This is a genomic window from Microbacterium terregens (assembly GCF_039534975.1).
GTDB classification, from domain to species: domain Bacteria; phylum Actinomycetota; class Actinomycetes; order Actinomycetales; family Microbacteriaceae; genus Microbacterium; species Microbacterium terregens.
This window is the reverse complement of the sequence record NZ_BAAAWH010000001.1, coordinates 1,293,830-1,311,536: the sequence shown is the minus strand read 5'-3', so window position 1 is coordinate 1,311,536 and position 17,707 is coordinate 1,293,830. Positions and strand designations below refer to the sequence as shown.

The 17,707-nt window shown below is 66.7% G+C and carries 17 protein-coding genes; 8 read left to right on the top strand and 9 right to left on the bottom strand.

Annotated elements, in window-relative coordinates; all coding sequences use genetic code 11:
- Nucleotides 1-45: 45 nt before the first annotated feature.
- Nucleotides 46-366, bottom strand: coding sequence for a WhiB family transcriptional regulator (locus ABD655_RS05860; RefSeq protein ID WP_344712358.1), 321 nt, complete (start codon nucleotides 364-366; stop codon nucleotides 46-48).
- 178 nt (nucleotides 367-544) lie between these two features.
- Nucleotides 545-1,729 carry a mannose-6-phosphate isomerase, class I gene (gene manA, locus ABD655_RS05855; RefSeq protein WP_344712356.1) on the bottom strand — a complete coding sequence of 395 codons (1,185 nt, stop codon included), beginning with the start codon at nucleotides 1,727-1,729 and terminating at the stop codon, nucleotides 545-547.
- Nucleotides 1,730-1,829: 100 nt separating this feature from the next.
- Between manA and ABD655_RS05850 the strand changes: the two genes are divergently transcribed.
- The 4 genes from ABD655_RS05850 to ABD655_RS05835 are packed head-to-tail and all read left to right on the top strand — an operon-like array spanning nucleotide 1,830 to nucleotide 7,575.
- Nucleotides 1,830-3,230, top strand: coding sequence for an O-antigen ligase family protein (locus ABD655_RS05850; protein ID WP_344712355.1), 1,401 nt, complete (start codon nucleotides 1,830-1,832; stop codon nucleotides 3,228-3,230).
- On the top strand, nucleotides 3,227-4,594 hold the full coding sequence (locus tag ABD655_RS05845; protein WP_344712354.1) for an O-antigen ligase family protein: 1,368 nt from the start codon (nucleotides 3,227-3,229) through the stop codon (nucleotides 4,592-4,594). Before ABD655_RS05850 ends, ABD655_RS05845 begins: the two co-directional genes overlap by 4 nt.
- 57 nt (nucleotides 4,595-4,651) lie before the next feature.
- Nucleotides 4,652-6,562 carry a glycosyltransferase gene (locus ABD655_RS05840; protein ID WP_344712353.1) on the top strand — a complete coding sequence of 637 codons (1,911 nt, stop codon included), beginning with the start codon at nucleotides 4,652-4,654 and terminating at the stop codon, nucleotides 6,560-6,562.
- Nucleotides 6,559-7,575, top strand: a complete 1,017-nt coding sequence (locus tag ABD655_RS05835) for a glycosyltransferase (RefSeq protein WP_344712351.1) — start codon at nucleotides 6,559-6,561, stop codon at nucleotides 7,573-7,575. Before ABD655_RS05840 ends, ABD655_RS05835 begins: the two co-directional genes overlap by 4 nt.
- Here ABD655_RS05835 and ABD655_RS05830 read toward each other — a convergent pair.
- The 3 genes from ABD655_RS05830 to glf are packed head-to-tail and all read right to left on the bottom strand — an operon-like array spanning nucleotide 7,560 to nucleotide 10,252.
- On the bottom strand, nucleotides 7,560-8,300 hold the full coding sequence (locus ABD655_RS05830; protein ID WP_344712350.1) for an ABC transporter ATP-binding protein: 741 nt from the start codon (nucleotides 8,298-8,300) through the stop codon (nucleotides 7,560-7,562). The two genes, ABD655_RS05835 and ABD655_RS05830, sit on opposite strands and share 16 nt — an antisense overlap.
- Nucleotides 8,300-9,091: an ABC transporter permease gene (locus tag ABD655_RS05825; protein WP_344712348.1), complete on the bottom strand. Its 792-nt coding sequence runs from the start codon at nucleotides 9,089-9,091 to the stop codon at nucleotides 8,300-8,302. The genes ABD655_RS05830 and ABD655_RS05825 overlap by 1 nt, the downstream gene beginning before the upstream one ends.
- A 24-nt stretch (nucleotides 9,092-9,115) precedes the next feature.
- Nucleotides 9,116-10,252: a UDP-galactopyranose mutase gene (glf, locus tag ABD655_RS05820; RefSeq protein ID WP_344712346.1), complete on the bottom strand. Its 1,137-nt coding sequence runs from the start codon at nucleotides 10,250-10,252 to the stop codon at nucleotides 9,116-9,118.
- 138 nt (nucleotides 10,253-10,390) lie between these two features.
- Between glf and ABD655_RS05815 the strand changes: the two genes are divergently transcribed.
- The 3 genes from ABD655_RS05815 to ABD655_RS05805 are packed head-to-tail and all read left to right on the top strand — an operon-like array spanning nucleotide 10,391 to nucleotide 13,557.
- Nucleotides 10,391-11,281 (top strand): glycosyltransferase family 2 protein, encoded by an 891-nt coding sequence (locus ABD655_RS05815; RefSeq protein ID WP_344712344.1) that lies wholly within the window; start codon nucleotides 10,391-10,393, stop codon nucleotides 11,279-11,281.
- A gap of 36 nt (nucleotides 11,282-11,317) precedes the next feature.
- Nucleotides 11,318-12,454: an NAD-dependent epimerase/dehydratase family protein gene (locus tag ABD655_RS05810; protein WP_344712342.1), complete on the top strand. Its 1,137-nt coding sequence runs from the start codon at nucleotides 11,318-11,320 to the stop codon at nucleotides 12,452-12,454.
- Entirely contained in the window at nucleotides 12,451-13,557 is a 1,107-nt protein-coding gene (locus tag ABD655_RS05805) for an acyltransferase family protein (protein ID WP_344712340.1), read from the top strand. Before ABD655_RS05810 ends, ABD655_RS05805 begins: the two co-directional genes overlap by 4 nt.
- Before the next feature lies 1 nt (nucleotide 13,558).
- On the opposite strand, the gene ABD655_RS05800 is transcribed toward ABD655_RS05805, so the two are convergent.
- A complete protein-coding gene (locus tag ABD655_RS05800) occupies nucleotides 13,559-14,311 on the bottom strand; it encodes a glycosyltransferase (protein WP_344712338.1) in 753 nt (250 codons plus the stop codon).
- A gap of 68 nt (nucleotides 14,312-14,379) precedes the next feature.
- Here ABD655_RS05800 and ABD655_RS05795 point away from each other — a divergent pair, with 68 nt between their 5' ends.
- The gene (locus ABD655_RS05795) at nucleotides 14,380-15,618 is read left to right on the top strand and encodes a polysaccharide biosynthesis protein (RefSeq protein ID WP_344712337.1); all 1,239 of its coding nucleotides are present in this window, start codon (nucleotides 14,380-14,382) and stop codon (nucleotides 15,616-15,618) included.
- Here ABD655_RS05795 and ABD655_RS05790 read toward each other — a convergent pair.
- From ABD655_RS05790 to ABD655_RS05780, 3 genes are read right to left on the bottom strand one after another with little or no spacing between them, the layout of a single operon-like run.
- On the bottom strand, nucleotides 15,590-16,531 hold the full coding sequence (locus tag ABD655_RS05790; RefSeq protein WP_344712335.1) for a glycosyltransferase: 942 nt from the start codon (nucleotides 16,529-16,531) through the stop codon (nucleotides 15,590-15,592). The genes ABD655_RS05795 and ABD655_RS05790 overlap by 29 nt on opposite strands.
- Nucleotides 16,528-16,923 carry a DUF2304 domain-containing protein gene (locus ABD655_RS05785; RefSeq protein ID WP_344712333.1) on the bottom strand — a complete coding sequence of 132 codons (396 nt, stop codon included), beginning with the start codon at nucleotides 16,921-16,923 and terminating at the stop codon, nucleotides 16,528-16,530. The genes ABD655_RS05790 and ABD655_RS05785 overlap by 4 nt, the downstream gene beginning before the upstream one ends.
- The gene (locus ABD655_RS05780; RefSeq protein ID WP_344712332.1) at nucleotides 16,920-17,666 is read right to left on the bottom strand and encodes a glycosyltransferase family 2 protein; all 747 of its coding nucleotides are present in this window, start codon (nucleotides 17,664-17,666) and stop codon (nucleotides 16,920-16,922) included. The genes ABD655_RS05785 and ABD655_RS05780 overlap by 4 nt, the downstream gene beginning before the upstream one ends.
- Nucleotides 17,667-17,707 lie beyond the last annotated feature (41 nt).

Sequence of the window (17,707 nt, the reverse complement as noted above, 5' to 3'; positions counted from 1 at the left end):
GGAACCGACCGTCAGCGCCGTACCGGCGCCGGTGCGGCCGCTCGCTTAGCTGGCGCGGCGCTTGAGCTTGCGGCGCTCGCGCTCGCTGAGCCCGCCCCAGATACCGAAGCGCTCGTCGTTCTGCAGGGCGTACTCGAGGCATTCGCCCCGAACATCGCACGTGGTGCAGACCTTCTTCGCGTCTCGGGTGGAGCCGCCCTTCTCCGGGAAGAACGCCTCTGGATCTGTCTGCGCGCACAGGGCGTCGGTCTGCCAGCCCAGGGGGTTCCCATCTTCGCCCTCAAGAGGACGACGAACCCCCGGGACACCCAGCTGAACAGGATCGACGAACCAATTATCGGGAACGCCGGAACGGTAACCCGTCATCTCGCTCTCCCACCTTCTCACCCCCACGCTGGTTCGCGTGTAGACATAATTACACCGGTGTAGTTCGCCTGGGTCAAGTCGCAGATCGTAAAGCCTCACCTCGCGCATGAACGTTTACGACGCGCCGTCGGCGTGTCGCGGTCGTCCGCACGAAGGTGTGGAACAGCCGTAATTGCCGTCAGGACGCGCCGCGGACGGCCGATGTCGCGCCCGGCTGAGCCAGAAAGAGTTCACCCGAACCCGAAAGCGTCACGTGACGCTCATCCGGGGTCACCAGTAGTGCTTGACCGGGGCGGAGCTCGATCGCCTCGCCCGACCGGTTGCCGCGGACCTCGATGACGCCCTTCGCGGCGAGCGCGATGGCTGGCCCCGCGACCGGAACGCGCGAGGATCCGTCGGGCGCGACGCTGATCCGCAGCAGGGAGAAGTCCGGGACATCGGTCACATACCGCGCGGCCCCGCCGCCGAGTCGCTGAGGACGCAGCACGGGAACCGGGCCGGGCGTGGAATCGAGGACGCGGAGGAGCTCGCCGACATCGATGTGCTTGGGCGTGAGCCCCCCGCGCAGGACGTTGTCGCTGGCAGCCATCAGCTCGACGCCGAGGCCGTCCAGGTACGCGTGCAGCACGCCCGCGGGTACGAAGATCCCCTCTCCCCGCTGCAGCGTGACCAGGTTCATCAGCATCGCCACCACGACACCGGGATCCCCGGGGTGTCGGGAGGCGAGGTCGGTCGTCAGCGCCAGCTCGGCGGCGAACTCCGTGTCGTCCGTCGTCGCTGCGGCAGCGATGATCGCGTCGACGTCGGGCTGCGCCTGACCGGAGAGCAGCCACGCGAGCGTGTCGCGGAGTGCGGCCGCGGCATCCGGCCCTTCGAGCCTGGCCATGAGTGCGTGACCGGCGGGGCGGAGCGCAGCGAGCAGTCGACGGGTCGCGTCGATGTCGCGCAGACCAGCCAGCGCGGTGAACGAGTCGCTGATCGCGACGATGAGCTCCGGCTTGTGGTTCTCGTCCCGGTACGTGCGCTCGGGGGCGTCGCGGGGCACGCCGGCAGCCTCCTCCCGCGCGTAGCCCTCGGTCGCCTGTGCGCGTGAGGGGTGCGCCTGGATGGAGAGGGGGGATGCCGCGGCCAGCAGCTTCAGCAGGTACGGCAGGCGCGCGGGCGCCCCCGTGCTCGCGCCATGCTCGGCCAGCCACTCGCCGAGCGGCCGCCCGTCGTCGACCAACGCAGGACTGCCCGGGTGGTCGCCGAACCAGATCTCGGCCTCGGGTTCGCCGGTGGCTGCGCGCCCTTGGAGGTCGGCGAGCAGCGTGGCACTGCCCCAGTCGTAGTTCCGGGGAGTGTTCGTGATCCGCACCAGCATGCCTCCAGCGTAGGGTCGCGCCGCGTCGTCGCCGCGCAGTCAGCGCTGTACGGTCATCACCGCACGGGGGCGTCGGACCAGGCGCTAGCCTGATCAGACGATGGCCGTCCACACGAAGCACCCGGCGTCGACCCCGCCGGCGGCACCGGTCCGCGAGAAGACGGGTCACCTGATGCTCCGCGGCTGGTGCATCTTCGTGCTGTTCACGGCGCTGTCCGGGACGGCGTGGATCAACGCGATCGGCGAACTGCCCACCGCGGTGATGACCATCGCGAGCGGCGTGCTCTCGCTCGGGCTGTGGTTCGCCGTGCGGCCTCCGGTGCAATGGCGGCGTCTGCCCTGGTTCACCATGGCCTACGTGCTCTGGGCGGGACTGTCGCTCATCTGGTCGCAGTGGCGCGAGGCGACCGCGCTGACACTGCTCCTGCTGGGGATCACCACGCTCCAGGCGCTCTTCGTCGGAAGCGTCCTGACCTGGCGTGAAGTGATCCGCGCCATCTCCTCCGCGTTGAAGTGGGTCCTGGCGCTGTCGCTCGTCTTCGAGCTGTGGGTCTCGCTTTTCGTACGGGTTCCGCTGCTGCCGGGCTTCGTGCCGCGCACCGAACCCGTCGACCCGATCCTTTACTGGTCTCGGAACAACCTGTTCGACGACGGCCGGATCCAGGGCATCATGGGCAACGCGAACCTGCTGGGCCCGGTGGCGCTTCTGGCGATCGTCGTCTTCGCGGTCCGCTTCGCCGCCGGCGCACCGCGCCGCGTGCTGCTGGGCGGGTGGATCGTCGTCGCCGCCTATCTGTTCTATCGTGCGGCGTCGGCCACGGCGTACGTCGCGGCGGCCGCTGTCGTGATCGTCCTGCTGACGGTGCTGCTGATGCGTCGCGCACGCCGCCCCGGCGAGCGCACCCGCTACTACCTCGGTTTCGCCATCGTCGGGCTGGGGGGCGCCGCCGCCTTCTGGCTGCTGCGGGACGCGATCTTCGCGGCGCTCGGCCGCAGCTCCGACCTCACAGGCCGGGAGATGATCTGGCAGGCGGTGCTCGAGCGCGCCGTGGAGCGACCGGTGATCGGCTGGGGGTTCTCGACTCCGTGGATCACGAGCGACCCAGCGTTCGACCGGTGGATCCTCGATCACGGCGAGACGGTCATGCAGGCGCACAACGTGTGGATCGACGTGTTCTTCCAGCTCGGCGCGATCGGGGTGATCCTGCTCGGGATGGCGTATCTCGCCTACATCTGGCGCTCGTGGTTCTTCGCCGTCGATCGGCCACGATGGGATCTGGATGCCGACCGGCCCTACTCGCCGCTGACCCTGCTGCCGACGCTGATCGGAGCCATCCTCCTGGTGCAGGGCCTCGCCGAATCCAGCCCGCTGCTGCTGTGGGGCTGGCTGTTCCTGGTCATGTTCCCGTTCAAGATCAAGCAGTCGCCGCACATGGGCGAGGGCGCCGCCGAGCTGCGCATCGCGATCGAGCGTGGCGAGCTGACCACGCGGATCTCGTGACCGACGCGGCTCGAGGCGCCTCCTCCGCGCGCTGGATCGCGGTGCTGGCGTCGGCAGCGCTCGCCCGCGCGTACACGATCGCCGTCCTCGGTGCGGTGTTCTCCTCGTTCGCGATCGAGCGGATCGCCGGCCGGGTGACGTACGTCTCGATCATCGCCGGGCTCTGCGTGCTCGGCATCGGCATCCTGGTCTCCCGACGCCGGGAGATCTCGTTGGTGCGGCTCGTGCCCACCACCCTGGTGCTGTTCGTGGCCTGGGCGCTGATCAGCGCGTTCTGGAGCCAGAGCACACCCGCCTCGCTGTGGGGCTGGGTTTCGATGGCCGCCCTCGCCTTCCTCGCCGTCACCATCGGGCATGTCCGCGACACCCTCCAGACCGCGCGGGCGCTCGGGGATGTCATGCGCGTGCTGCTGTCCATCTCGCTGGGCGTCGAGATCGTGGCCGGCGTCCTTCTGGACATGCCCTTCCGGCTGCTCGGCATCCAGGGCAACATCGCCCAGCTCGGCCCGATCCAGGGGATCTTCGGAACGCGCAACCTGCTGGGCTTCGCCGCGGTGATCGCCCTCATCACGTTCCTGATCGAGTACCGCACCCAGTCCGTCCGCGTGGGCGTGTCGGTCTTCTCGGTCGTGCTCGCAGGCGGACTCGCTGCGCTCAGCGACTCCCCCACCGTCCTGGTCCTGGCACTGGCCGTCGGCCTCGCCGTGGCCGCGCTCGCCCTCGTGCGGCACACCAGCCCGGAGCGGCGCTCCGCGCTGCAGTTCGCCTTCGGCGGCCTCGTCGTGGTGGGTGTGATCATCGGCTATGCGGCGCGGCATCCGATCATCGCCCTTCTGGGCGCCGGCACCGACTTCTCGAGGCGGGTCGACCTGTGGAACACGATGGTCGACTACCTGCGTTCGAAACCGGTGCAGGGCTGGGGTTGGTTCGGTCCCTGGGATCCAGCCGAGTTCCCGTTCAGCGCCATCAACTACGGACTGCGCACCAGCCATGCGACCGGGCTGAACGCCTACTTCGACGTGCTGCTGCAGCTCGGGTGGATTGGCCTGCTGTTGTTCACGGCCTTCGCCGGCACGGCCCTGGTGCGGTCGTGGCTGGATGCGAGCGAGCGGCGCTCGGTCGTCTACGCCTGGACGCCGCTGCTGCTGATCACCCTGCTGGTCAACTCGATGTTCGAGAGCTTCGCGCTGTTCGGATTCGGTTGGCTGCTGCTCGTGCTCTGTGCGGTGCGCGCGGGCCAGTCCCGCTCGTGGCGCGAACGGATCGACGCGATCGGCGACGGACCGGACCTGCCTCGCACGCCGGCCGCACCCACGCTCCCTCCCGCGGAAGGCACTCAGGGAGGTCCGAACTACGCAGGGTAGGCTGGCTTCTCGGCCCGACGCCCGGCGCCCCCGCAGCTGACTCGGAGACTCCTCCCCGTGGTTCATGTCCTTCAGAACGTCGTCTTTCCCACCGACCGCGATCCGGACCTTCTTCCGCTGTACGCAGATCCCGAGACGTGGTCTGTCATCGACGAGGAACCCGTCCGAGTATCCAACCTGGCGCACATGGGAAACATTCTCGGTCGCAACAGGGCACGGGTCGTCGCCGGACGACGGGTGTCATTCGGGACGTACTTCAACGCATTCCCGGCGTCCTATTGGCAGCACTGGACGGCGGTGCGCGAGCTCACCTTGTCGGTTCGAACCGAGGGTCCCTGCACCATCCTGATCTACCGGTCCACGGGCTCCGGCGTGAGTCAGCGCCTTGAGACACGTGAAGCGGACGGCACTGCCGAGAACACGTTCCCCCTCGTGCTCGACCAATTCAGCGACGGTGGCTGGATCTGGTTCGATCTCGTCGCCGACGACAAGGATGTCCTGTTCCAGGGTGCGGAGTGGACAACCGAGCAGGAGCCGGTACGGACGGGCAAAGCTTCCATCGGCATCACCACCTTCAACAAACCGGACTACTGCATCTGGACCTTGATGAGCCTCGCGGACGAGCCCGACGTCCTGGAGCTCGTCGACCGGATCTTCGTCATCGACCAAGGCGATCGTCGGGTCGACGCCCAGCCGGAGTTCGGCGAGGTTTCGGCCGCCCTGGGCGAGACGCTCCAGATCATCACCCAGCCCAACCTCGGAGGTTCCGGGGGATTCGCGCGGGCAATGGCCGAAACGCTGGAACGGCCGGAAAGTGACTTCGTACAGCTGCTCGACGATGACGTCCGCATTGAGCCCGAGTCCGTTCGGCGGTCGATCGTGTTCGGGCGTTACGCGTCGACACCGACAATCGTCGGCGCCCACATGTTCGATCTCCTCGACCGTCCCAAGCTGCACGCCTGGGCCGAGGTGGTCGACGATGAGCCGTTCATGTGGCGCGCGCTCTATCAGGAGAAGCTCCCCCACGACTTTTCGGCGTCCAACTTGCGACAGACGCCGATGCTGCACATGCGGTTGGACGCTGACTACAACGGGTGGTGGATGTGTCTCATCCCCACCGAGGTCATCCGCACCGTCGGCCTGGCGATACCGGCGTTCATCAAGTGGGACGACGCGGAGTATTCGCTTCGCGCCCGCCGCGCCGGATTCCCGACAGTGTCCGTGCCCGGTGTTGCCCTTTGGCACGTCTCGTGGGTCGGCAAGGATGACACGATCGACTGGCAGGCGTACTTCCACGCCCGCAATCGCATAGTCGCAGCGCTGCTCCACTCGCCGGTTCCAGGAGGCGGAAACCTGCTGCGCCACAGCCGACGCGTGGATCTGAAGCATCTGATGATGATGCAGTATTACCCGGTTGCGCTACGGCATCGCGCGCTGCGAGATATCTTGTCTGGTCCGGCGCACATGCGTGCCGGACTGGCAACCGCGATGCCCACGGCACGCGCACTGGCAAAGAAGTTCCCGGAGACGCGAGTCCACAAGGACTCTGGTGTGCCGATGCGATCCCGGCACGGCCGTCAGGTCTTCCGACGGATGTCGCTGCACGACCTGGACAACCCGACCGGGCTGCGCCTCCGCTGGTTCACGTTCTCCACGCTCCTCGCCCACTGGCTCCACGCTCCGCGGCCCGAGAACGTCGCTCAGCCCGAGGTTGAATTCGGCAAGAACGACGCTTATTGGTGGCGCGTGCCGCTGTACGATTCCGCGCTCGTGTCGGCCGCAGACGGCTCCGGCAAGAACATCTATGTCCGCGACCGAGCCAAGTATCGCCGGATGCTGATCGACAGCGTCCGACTCCATCGGCGCCTTCGTCGGGAGTGGCCGACGCTCTCGAGGCGCTATCGCCAGGCACAGCAGGAGATGACCTCCCTTGAGGCGTGGCGACGCACGTTCGGAGAGACCTCATGAGTTCGACCTCCACGCCCGCGGGCATCCCGGGCTCAGTCGTCGCCTTTGACCCTGCGGCGGCCACGATCGCGATCGTCACGTACAACCGTTCGCGGCTGCTGACCGGGTTGCTCGAGAGCATCACGCGCATGGACCCCAAGCCCGGACACGTCGTCATCGTCGACAACGCCTCGGTGGATGACACCACCGAGGTCGTCGAGTCCTTTCGCGAACGTCTCGGCTCGGAACTGGTCTATCGGCGGCTGGAGACGAACACCGGCGGCTCGGGCGGATTCAGCGAGGGGATGCGGGTCGCCTACGAGCTCGGCTCCACCTGGATGTGGCTCATGGACGATGACGTCGAGGTGCTGCCCGACGGGCTCGCCCGGATGGGCGCCTGGGCGCCGCGCTTCAAGAGCATTCAGGGCCGCCGTTACGACTACGACGGCAGCGAGTTCTACTGGCAGTACCGCGTCGCCGAGCCCCTCGGTATCCCGATCCCGTTCGCGCCCGCCGGTTTCGACGAGTCCGGCTACAAGGAGATGAACTCCGGATGCTTCGAGGGGATGTTCATCCACCGCGACATCGTGCAGCAGATCGGTCTGCCCGACCCTCGGTTCTTCATCTACTGGGATGACCAGTTGTACGGCTGGCTCGCTTCGCGCAAGACGACCTCGGTCATCGTGAACGAGTTCGTGCTGCGGCGCACGCGTGAGATCAAGCAGTGGGACATGGGCATCCGCCACATGAACGCCTCGAGCAACGCGTACCGGTACTACATCATGCGCAACCGCGGTCACATGAAGAACTACTACCGCTCGGTCGGTGTCTACAACCCGATCCTTTTCGGCGCTGGGACGGCACTCACGTTCGGCAAGGAGCTCATCCGCCTCCTTGCCGTGGAGCGGACCGTGCGAGGCACCAGCAACCTCTTCCGCGGCATCCGCGACGGCCACAAGATCGCCCGAGACTCCTCTTGGCGACCGATGCCGCCGCTCGGGGCGACACCGGCCGGGAGTCAGCCCGCGTTGTAGTCCGCGTTGTAGCGGTCGAGTACCTCGCCGATCGGGGCATCCAGGGCCAGCTCGCCCTTGTCCAGGTAGAGGCCGCGCGTGCAGAAGCGCCGCAGATCCCGCTCGTTGTGACTGACGAAGAAGAGCGTCCGCCCCTCGGCGAGAAGCTCGTCGATGCGCCGGTAGCACTTCTCGCGGAACGCCTTGTCGCCTACCGCGAGCACCTCGTCGACCAGCAGAATCGGCTCTTCGAGCTGAGAGACGACGGAGAAGGCCAGACGCACCTTCATGCCGTTCGACAGGTGTTTGTAGGGCGTGTCGATCGAGTCCCGCAGTTCGGCGAAGTCGATCATCCCATCGAATCGCCGCGCGACCTCGGCCCGTGACATCCCGTGCAGGCCCGCCGTGAGGCGGACGTTCTCGCGCACTGTCAGGTCACCGACGAATCCGCCGGTGATCTCGATCAGCGGGGCGACCCCGCCGTGCACGGTCACCCTGCCTTCGTCGGGCAAAAGGACTCCGGCAACGAGCTTGAGCAGTGTCGACTTGCCCTGGCCGTTCCGGCCGACCACCCCGATCGACTCGCCAGGACGCACGTCGAAGGACACGTTCCGCAGCGCCCAGAACTCACCCGGCTTCGACCGGCGCGACGAGTCCGCGAAAAGGTCCTTGAAGCTCCGCCGTCCTCGGCGATTGCGCCGGAAGCGCACGCCCAGGTCGCGGACCTCGATCGCCACCCCTGCCATCACAGCTCCTTCAGCACGGGACGCTCGAGACGGCGGAAGACCAGGATGCCGAGCCCGAGGAGTGCGATACTCACGACGGCGCCGATCACGACGCTCAGGGTGTCCCACTGGTCGGGGAAGAACCCGGCCCGGTACAGCGTGAAGATCCCCGCCAGCGGGTTGAACGCGGCGATCTGGTGGAAGGGCGCGGGCAGGTCCGAAACGCCGTAGATGATGGGTGAGGCGTAGAACAGCGCACGAAGGATCAGCTTCGTCGTGCGCTCCAGGTCGGTGTACAGCACGCACAGCGGCGCCACGAGCAGCCCCAACCCGACCAGCAGTGCCGTCTGAAGCAGCACCGCCAACGGGAACCAGAGGATGCCCCAGCCGACGGTCGCTCCGGAGAAGACGGCGAACAGGACGAGCACGGGAATCGAGAAGAGGAACTCGACGCCCTTGCTGAGAACGATGCGGTTCACCCAGATCGAGCGCGGGATGGCGGTGGAGCGCACCAGACGGGCGTCCTTGTTGAACGCACGCGTGAAGTCCGACACAGCGGCGTTGAACCAGACCCACGGCAGGAGCGCAGTGATGAGGAAGATGATGTACGGCTCTTCGCCGACGCCGCGGCCGAAGACCTGCGTGAAGACGAACCAGTAGATGAGGCTCATCACCAGCGGGTCGAGCACCGACCACAGGTAGCCGAGCGCGCTCGTGGCATACCGGACGCGCAGGTCGCGCGCGGAAAGGAGCCACAGCGCGTGGAGGTAGCGCCTGGGCGAGCCCGGAGCGCCGACAGCGGCTGTGGTCACGGAGTCGAGTCTATGGGCGCCGCGTCAGGCGAGCTGATTGTTCCACATCGACAGCGCCGAGCCGATCGCCATGTGCATGTCCAGATACTGATACGTTCCGAGCCGGCCACCGAAGTAGACGTCCTTCTCCCCCTTCGCAAGTTCGCGGTAGGCCAGCAGGCCGGCGCGGTCTTCCGCGGTGTTGACCGGGTAGTACGGCTCATCGTCGCGCGAAGCGAAGCGCGAGAACTCGCGCATGACGACAGTCTTGTCGGCCGGGTAGCGATCGGCGCGCTCGGGGTGGAAGTGCTTGAACTCGTGGATACGCGTATACGGGATGTCGGAGTCGGCGTAGTTCATGACGGACGTGCCCTGGAAGTCCCCGACGCTCAGGACCTCTTTCTCGAAGTCGAGGGTGCGCCAGGAGAGCGCCCCCTCGGCGTCGTCGAAGTAGCGGTCGATCGGTCCGGTGTAGACGATGGGCAGCTGCCCGACAGTGGCTTCCTTGTTCAGCGGCTGCGCTGGGTCGAAGAAGTCGACACCGAGCTGAACGTCGATGTTCGGGTGATCGGCCATCCGCTCGATCCACGCGGTGTACCCGTCGGTCGGCAGACCCTCCCACGTATCGTTGAAGTAGCGGTTGTCGTAGTTGTACCGGACCGGAAGGCGGCTGATCACCTCCGCGGGCAGGTTCCTCGGGTCGGTCTGCCACTGCTTCGCGGTGTAGTCGCGGATGAAAGCCTCGTATAGCGGGCGACCGATCAGCGCGATGCCCTTCTCCTCGAGGTTCGCGGCATCCTTGACGTCGAACTCACGAGCGAGGTCGGCGATGACCGCCTTCGCCTCGTTCGGCGAGTACGCGGCCTGGAAGAACTGGTTGATCGTGCCGAGGTTGATCGGCAGCGGAAAGACGATCCCCTTGTGATTCGTGTAGACGCGGTGGACGTAGTTCGTGAACGTCGTGAAGCGATTCACGTACTCCCACACGGTCGGGTTGGAGGTGTGAAACAGGTGCGCACCGTATTGGTGCACCTCGATGCCGGTCTCGGGATCGTTTGCGCTGTACGCATTGCCGCCGATGTGGTGCCGGCGGTCGATGACCGTCACCTTGCGGCCAACGGATGCTGCACGCTCCGCGATGGTGAGTCCGAAGAACCCGGAGCCGACGACGAGAAGATCCATGGAGAGTGCCCTTTGATTCGCGGTCACCGCGGACACGGCGACGCGGCGGGCAGAGCGCACCGCCGCGTCTTCCAGTGTAACGAAGCACCCTGGCAGTCACAGGTGGGCACCGGGGACCTCCCCTACCCTGGTGGAGATATGACCCTCGAGATTTTCGTGCCCTTCTGGGGCGAACCCGCACTTCTGTATGCGACGGTCGACTCGGTGCGCGCGCAGCGCAATCCCGATTGGCGCTTGATCGTCATCGATGACTGCTACCCGGACGACACCGTGCCGGCGTACTTCGCCGCGATCGACGATGACCGCGTCTCTTACACGCGCAATCAGGTGAACCTCGGCATCACGGAGAACTATCGGGAGGCGATCAGGCGGGCGACGACCGAGTACATCGCGATACTCGGTTGCGATGATCTGCTGCATCCGAACTACGTCGATGTGGTCACCCACACGATGACGAAGGTGCCGGACGCGGACGTCATCCAGCCGGGGGTGCGGGTTATCGACGAGCGCGGCACGATCGTCAACCCTCTCGCGGATCGTGTGAAGCAAGGTGTCCTCGCGCCGCGCGGCGGGGAGGGGACGGCCGTACTCACTGGGGAGCGGATGGCGACCAGCCTGATCCGCGGCGACTGGCTCTACTGGCCTTCTCTAACCTTCCGCACTGAGACCCTCCAGCGCATCGACTTTCGCGAAGGGTTGCCGATCATCCAGGACCTCGCACTGCTGATGGACATCGCCTTCGACGGCGGCACGCTCGCTTACAACCCGACATTGGCCTTCTCTTATCGCAGACACGGTGGCAGCGTCTCGCAGAAGACCCTCCTGGACGGGCGCCGGTTCCGTGACGAGCGCACGTACTACACCGAGGCGCGGCGGCTCGCCGAGGCTCACGGCTGGCATCGCACGGCGCGGGCGGCCCGGGCGCGCGTGATGTCGCGTCTGCACGCGATCACCGAACTGCCGAAGGTCATCAAGGACGGAAACCGGGCCGGGATAGAATCGACGCTGACGCACATCGTCGCCCTCTGACCCCGCCCGCGGGTCCCCACGCCAGGAGTCACCCGCATGCCCGATCATGTGCTCATCACCGGCGGAGCCGGGTTCATCGGCACGCGCCTCGCCCGGCGCTTCGTCGCGGACGGCCATACGGTCGTCGTCCTCGACGCGCTGATCCCGCAGGTGCATGGCGACGACCCCGCCGTGACGTCGCCGTTGCTGCGTTCCCTCGATGGCGTGGCTGAGGTCATCCACGGCACGGTGACCTCGACCGACGATCTGCGCCGCGCGCTGGCGGGCGCCACGGTCGTCGTCCACTTGGCGGCAGAGACCGGCACCGGCCAGTCCATGTACGAGATCAACCGGTACACCGAAACGAATGTCGGCGGCACCGCCAAGATGCTGGATCTCCTCGCCAACGAGCCGCATGGCGTGAGGCGGATCCTGCTCGCCTCGTCCCGCTCGATCTACGGCGAGGGAGCGTACCGCACCGAAGAGGGGGGGATCGTCTACCCGCCGCATCGCGCGGACGCCGACATGGCGGCCGGTGACTTCGAGGTTCACTTGTCCGGCGCGGGCGCCCTCACTGTTCTCCCGACCGACGAGAACGCGAAGCTTCACCCCTCGTCGGTGTACGGCATCACCAAACAGGTGCAGGAGTCACTCATCCTGACTGTGGCTCCGACGATCGGCATCGAGCCGGTGTCACTGCGCTACCAGAACGTCTACGGTCCCGGTCAGTCTCTGAAGAACCCGTACACCGGGATCCTCTCGATCTTCTCGACCCTGATCCGGCAGGGCAAGGAGATCAACATCTTCGAGGACGGGCTGGAAAGCCGTGATTTCGTCTACATCGACGACGTGGTCGAGGCCACCTTCCGCGCCGCAGCGCACCCCGGTGCGGCGGGTGGGGTGTTCAACGTCGGCTCCGGGGTCGCCACCACTGTGCTTGAGGTCATCGACTCGCTCTTCGCCGCGTTCGGCACCGAGGTGCCTACACGGGTATCGGGCAACTACCGGCTCGGCGACATCCGTCACAACATCGCAGACACCACGAGACTGCGCAGTATCCTCGGCTACTCTCCCTCGATCGGGTTCCGCGAGGGAGTCGCCCGCTTCGTCGAGTGGGCTCTCACCGAACCGATCGAGGGCGACGACTACGAACGCTCTCTGGCGGAGATGTCGTCGCGGAACCTGCTGAAGTGACCCTGTCGGCGGCGCTGCGCGGCACGCCATACCCCTTCCGCAGGAACAGCCTCAACCTCTTCCGCCTCATCCTGGCAGCGCTGGTGCTGTTCGCACACAGCTGGTATGTCGCCGGCCACGGATCGGGGCCATCGATCCAAGGCGAGAACCTGGGCGGCTGGGCAGTCGCCGGGTTCTTCGTTCTCAGCGGCTTCCTGATCACGCGCAGCCGCCTGCGCACATCCCCGGGCGAGTATCTCCTTCATCGCGTCGCCCGTATCTACCCGGCCTTCGTCGTCGTTCTCGTGGTCACCGCCTTCGTGTTCGCACCGGCAGCGCTCCTGATCGAACAGGGCTCGCTGGCGGGGTTCTTCACGACGCCGATCACCCCCTTCCAATACGTGTGGGGGAACCTCGCGCTCTACATCGACCACTACAGCATCGGAGCAACGCTTCAGAGCGTCCCGTACCCCGGCGCGTGGAACGGCTCGCTGTGGACGCTGTTCTACGAGTTCCTCTGCTACATCGTCATCTGGGTGCTGGGCTTCGTCGCGGTGTTCCGACGATCGCCCATCCTCGTCGGCGTCCTGTGGGCGCTGAGCGTGGCGATGTACGCGCTGATCGGGGGCGCTCAGCGCGTTGGTCTCGACGTGAGCTTCGAGCTGTTCGCCCGACTGCTGCCGTTCTTCCTGGGCGGCTCACTGATGTTCTTCCTGATCGAGAAGTGGGGCGTGAACAGACTGCTGGGCATTGCAGCGCTCGTCGCGGCAGTCGCATTCATCTGGCTGATCCCCCGATGGGGCGGCCAGGCCTCAGCGCCGCTCCTCGCCTACGGACTCCTGTCGCTGTCGACCTGGATCCCACAACCTTCGTGGGTCGCGCGGAATGACGTGTCGTACGGGTTCTACATCTACGCATGGCCGGTGCAGCAGCTGGTGGTGCTGGTCGGCGGCGTCGCTCTCGGGATGCCGATCTACATCCTCATCACGATCATCGCAACCTTCGCACTGGCGTGGCTGAGCTGGGTACTCATCGAGCGACCCGCGATGCTGCGGGTGCGGCCGAAGGGCGGTCACCTCAGGCCCGAACCGGTCGGCCCTCCAGGCGACATCCAGGGCGTCTGACTCACGCCGGCCGTCGAGGCCGTCGACGCGCCTCTCGCCACGCGCGCACCAGCATCCAGCGCGATCCGAGTGCGCGGCGCAATCCGCGCGGTCGCGGCGACGACGCGTTCGCGTCGTGCACGCGTCGCCGCACCGTGGCCGTCTCGACGTGGGTCATGTGGCCCGTCGCGTTTGCGACCGTCGCGATCCACAGATCGTGGGATTCGGTCAGGAACGCGGGAAACGGCGTGATGACACCCAGCATGTCGCGCCGCACCGCCATCGCGCACCCGAAGTACGGCGCCGCTCCAGCGAGAATTCGGAGCTCGTTGCGCAGCCGCTGACCAGAAGTAGCTGCGCGCAGACGCCAGGGACGCCCCGATAAGGGCGAACGCAGCGGTTCTCCCGTACCGAGCAGCTCCAGATTGGATGCCGCGACGCCGGCCGCCCCGGCTGCGCCGACGAGTATCGAACGACGACCGGGCACCCACTCGTCGTCCTGGTCGGCCAGGAGGATCACGTCACCGCGCGCGGCGAGCAGCGCGGCCTCGAAGGAGCGCACATACCCCCTATTGACCGGCTGGCGAATGACTCGCACGCGATCATCACCGATGCCCTCGACGATCTCGACGGAATCGTCAGTGCTTGCGTCGTCGACGACGACCACCTCGTCACCCGGCCGGAGCTCCGCAAGGATCGAACGAAGCTGGTGCTCGACGTAGGCCGAGCCGTTGTACATCGCCATGCAGACGCTGACGAACACGGGCTTACTCACGGGGCCAGGCCGTCCTTCGACGCGTCGGGCGGGCACCGGCACTAAACTGGCTTCCAATGCGGTCGCTCATGCTCAGGCTCGCGGGTTTCACGGGGGCTCCGATCCTCTCGGCGCTCGCTCCCTTCATCATACTTCCCGTCATTTCGCGCATCGTCGGCGCCGATGGCTGGGCGAACTTCTCGGCGGGTCAGTCGATCGGCATCCTCGGCATGGTCGGCGTGCTGTTCGGGTGGGGAATCGTCGGTCCGGTCCGGGTGGCCCGGGCGGGCAGCCCACAGGAGCAAGCCGTCATCCTCCACGAGAGCGTCTACTCGCGACTCGTGACCTCCGCGATCGCGATCCCCGCGGCGGCGCTTGCGACCTTCCTGATCTCGGGGCCTTCTTTCCGTCTCGAATCCGTGGCGGTCGCGGTGGCGATGACCGTTGGGGGCTTCACGCCCGCATGGTTCTGCATCGGTCAGGGTAACCCGCGTGGGCTGATGGTTTTCGACGCCCTACCCAAGCTCGCAGCATCCCTCATCTCCCTTCCCGTCGTCGGGTTGACCGGCCAGGTGCTGTGGTATCCCGCACTGCTGGTCGCTTTCACGGTTCCCGCGTTCGCGATCCATGCCCGGGTGACTGCGCACGGAGGCATGCGCGGTGATGCGGCTTCACGCGGCCTGCGCACCGTGCTGCGGACGCTGGTGCCCACCGCCGCCATTGACGCGGCAGGCAATGCGTACGGCTCAACGGCTATCCCGATTGCAACGGCCGGTCTCGGCGCGTCCGAGGCGAGCTCTTTCGCATCCGCCGACCGCGTCTACCGCATCGCCATCATGGCCGTGATCGCGTTCGGCAATGCTTTCCAGGCATGGGTGCTCGAGCCGGCAGCGCCTGACCGACACCGTCGGCACCGTCTGGCGATCGTCTCGCACGTCTCGCTCGGAGTGCTGGGTGGGCTCGCGATCGCCGCGCTCGGGCCCTGGGCGACTGCTCTGTTGTTCGGCGCGAGCGTGGCGGCCGCCCCCGTCCCCAGCGCCCTATTCGGAGTCGCATTCTTCTTCCTGTCCACAACCACGCCGCTCATCCGAAACATCCTGATCCCATCGCACAAGTATCGACTGGTGTTCACCGCGACGATCGCGGCGGCGGTTGTCGGCCTTGCCACGATGATCGCCGGATCGGCAGCGGGATCCGCCGGTCTGGTCGCTCTCGGAGTCGCTGCCTCGGAGGCGACCGCATTTGCGGTACTCGTCATCCCCGCAGTCCGCGCGCTCCGGCAGATGCCCGAGCCCGATGTCACTCCGCCGGGGAAGCTGACCAGCTGATGGCCGACGCCACCTCTAGGAGCTCTGCCGTCATGCCGCCCATCCGTCCGCGGCGGGCATCGTGCGCCGCCATCCGGTAGAGGTGCCAGAGCGCCCGCCTTGGCCGCGCGAGCAGCCAGGCGTTTGCGTAGTGGATGACCTCCAGCACCGTGTCGCGCGCAACCCAACCGAATTGCACCCGCCAGAACGCGCGATTGATGACAAGGCGGTTGCGTACCCGGTAGTAGTAGCGGAACGGTGCGCTCAGCGTGACCACCGGCGGGATGCCGGGCAGGCGCACCAATCGGCCGAACATGCGCCGCTCGTACTGACGGCCGAGGCTATGGGCTAACGTCAGGCCGGGCGCGGCGATCGTCGGGCGAGAGGCCGCGGTACAACGCAGCTCGAATTCGGTGTCGACGAGGTCGATGAACAAGTCCTCGCGCATCAGCCCGACCTCGTGCAGCAGGTCCGCGTCCAGGAGCATGCCCGACTGGATCGCGTGCCGACTGATCAGCGTGCCGTCGCGCTCCACGCGATGCACCTGACGCACGTCAGCGAAGTATTCCGGAACGATCGGGCCGTACGCGCGGCCGGCTGTGCGGGCACGGGCGCGCGCCGCGAGCAGCGCTGCAACGAAGCCGCTCTCGACCACAGAGTCCTGGTCGAACGTCACTATCGCCTCGGCGCCCCCATCCAGCGCAGCGCGGAGTCCGGCGTTCAGGGCAAACGCGATGCCGCTGTTGGTGGGCAGCTGGATGACCCGAACTCCCTGGCTCTCCACTTCTCGCAGGATCGGTTCTGCAGTTGGTCCGCTGCCGTCGTCGACGACGACAAGCTCGTCGACCTGGTCTCGCAGGGCACTTAACGCGGCGATCAACTCTGCTTCAGGGCGATATGAGGTCACAACGGCCCAGATCTGATTCGGGGTCACGCGAGCGTGCCGCCCGGCTCGACGTCCCCGATCCGGCGGTCCAGCTCCGAGAGCCGGTCACTCAGCGCGGCGATCTCGGCGCGAGCGATCGCCGCCTCCTCCGCGCAACGCCGTATCTCGTCCTCGGCCTGCGAGAGTTCCCACGACAGGTGCAGTGTGACGCCCAACAGCAGGATGATCGCCAGCGAGAACAGCAGATTTGCGGGCACCTGCACACCGAGAGTCTCCGTCAGCCACAACAGTAGCTGTGGGAAGATCCCGAGGATGAGCACGGCGAGCCCGATGATCAACCACAGGACGGCGTACTTCTCGCGGAGCCTGCGGGCCAGAAGCATCCAGATGACGCCGACCAGGATGAGTACGGCGAGCGCAATGCTGAAGAACACAATCATGCAACCGTCTCCTGGGGAGCATGCGGCTGAACCGGGCGCGCCCGGCGCATGACAGCCAGGCTCAGCGCGAAGACGGCACGAAGCAGGTAAACCGTCGCGCCGACGGTGCCCTGAGTGGAGGCGCCATGCCTGCGGGGGCGCATGGCGACAGGCACCTGGGTGACGCTGAGCCCCGCATGGCACGCTGCCACGAGGGAGTCGAGCGTATCGCCGAAGTACTCCGCCGGATAGTAGCGGACATACTGATCGATCGCGCGCGCACCGGCTGCACGGAAGCCGCTCGTCGCATCTGTCAGTCGGGTGTTCGCAACGCGTGAGAGCACCCTGGCGAGAAAGATCATCGCCCAACGGCGAGGTCCGCGAACCTCGTAGTCGCCGACGTCCGCGAACCGTGCTCCGATTGAGATGTCCGCCGTCTCAAGGCCGGCGAGCACCTTCTCGATATCGGCCGGATTGTGCTGCCCGTCCGCGTCGACCTGGATGGCACGGTGGTACCCGTGCCGTTGCGCATACGTGAATCCCGTCCGCATGGCGCCTCCGACCCCGAGGTTGAAGGGCATGGTGATGACGACCGCGCCCGCCTGAGTGGCCGCCGCGGCGGTCGCATCATGGGATCCGTCGTCGATCACCACCACGTCGTAGTAGGGGTTGGCCGCTCGAATCTCGCGCACCGTGTGCCCCACGTTCCGCTCTTCGTTCCACGCCGGCACGATGACCAGCACGCGGCCGGGCGTCTCTGTCATAGTCCGCCCATTCTAGCCGCGGCATTCGAGCCGTCTGCAGG

Bases quoted from the DNA above. Each gene is read 5' to 3' on its own strand.
- manA (WP_344712356.1), bottom strand. From the start codon at position 1,729: ATGCTGGTGCGGATCACGAACACTCCCCGGAACTACGACTGGGGCAGT.
- ABD655_RS05810 (WP_344712342.1), top strand. From the start codon at position 11,318: ATGCCCGATCATGTGCTCATCACCGGCGGAGCCGGGTTCATCGGCACG.
- ABD655_RS05780 (WP_344712332.1), bottom strand. From the start codon at position 17,666: ATGACAGAGACGCCCGGCCGCGTGCTGGTCATCGTGCCGGCGTGGAAC.
- ABD655_RS05860 (WP_344712358.1), bottom strand. From the start codon at position 366: ATGACGGGTTACCGTTCCGGCGTTCCCGATAATTGGTTCGTCGATCCT.
- ABD655_RS05830 (WP_344712350.1), bottom strand. From the start codon at position 8,300: ATGGCAGGGGTGGCGATCGAGGTCCGCGACCTGGGCGTGCGCTTCCGG.
- ABD655_RS05795 (WP_344712337.1), top strand. From the start codon at position 14,380: ATGCTCAGGCTCGCGGGTTTCACGGGGGCTCCGATCCTCTCGGCGCTC.
- glf (WP_344712346.1), bottom strand. From the start codon at position 10,252: ATGGATCTTCTCGTCGTCGGCTCCGGGTTCTTCGGACTCACCATCGCG.
- ABD655_RS05850 (WP_344712355.1), top strand. From the start codon at position 1,830: ATGGCCGTCCACACGAAGCACCCGGCGTCGACCCCGCCGGCGGCACCG.
- ABD655_RS05815 (WP_344712344.1), top strand. From the start codon at position 10,391: ATGACCCTCGAGATTTTCGTGCCCTTCTGGGGCGAACCCGCACTTCTG.
- ABD655_RS05785 (WP_344712333.1), bottom strand. From the start codon at position 16,923: ATGATTGTGTTCTTCAGCATTGCGCTCGCCGTACTCATCCTGGTCGGC.
- ABD655_RS05835 (WP_344712351.1), top strand. From the start codon at position 6,559: ATGAGTTCGACCTCCACGCCCGCGGGCATCCCGGGCTCAGTCGTCGCC.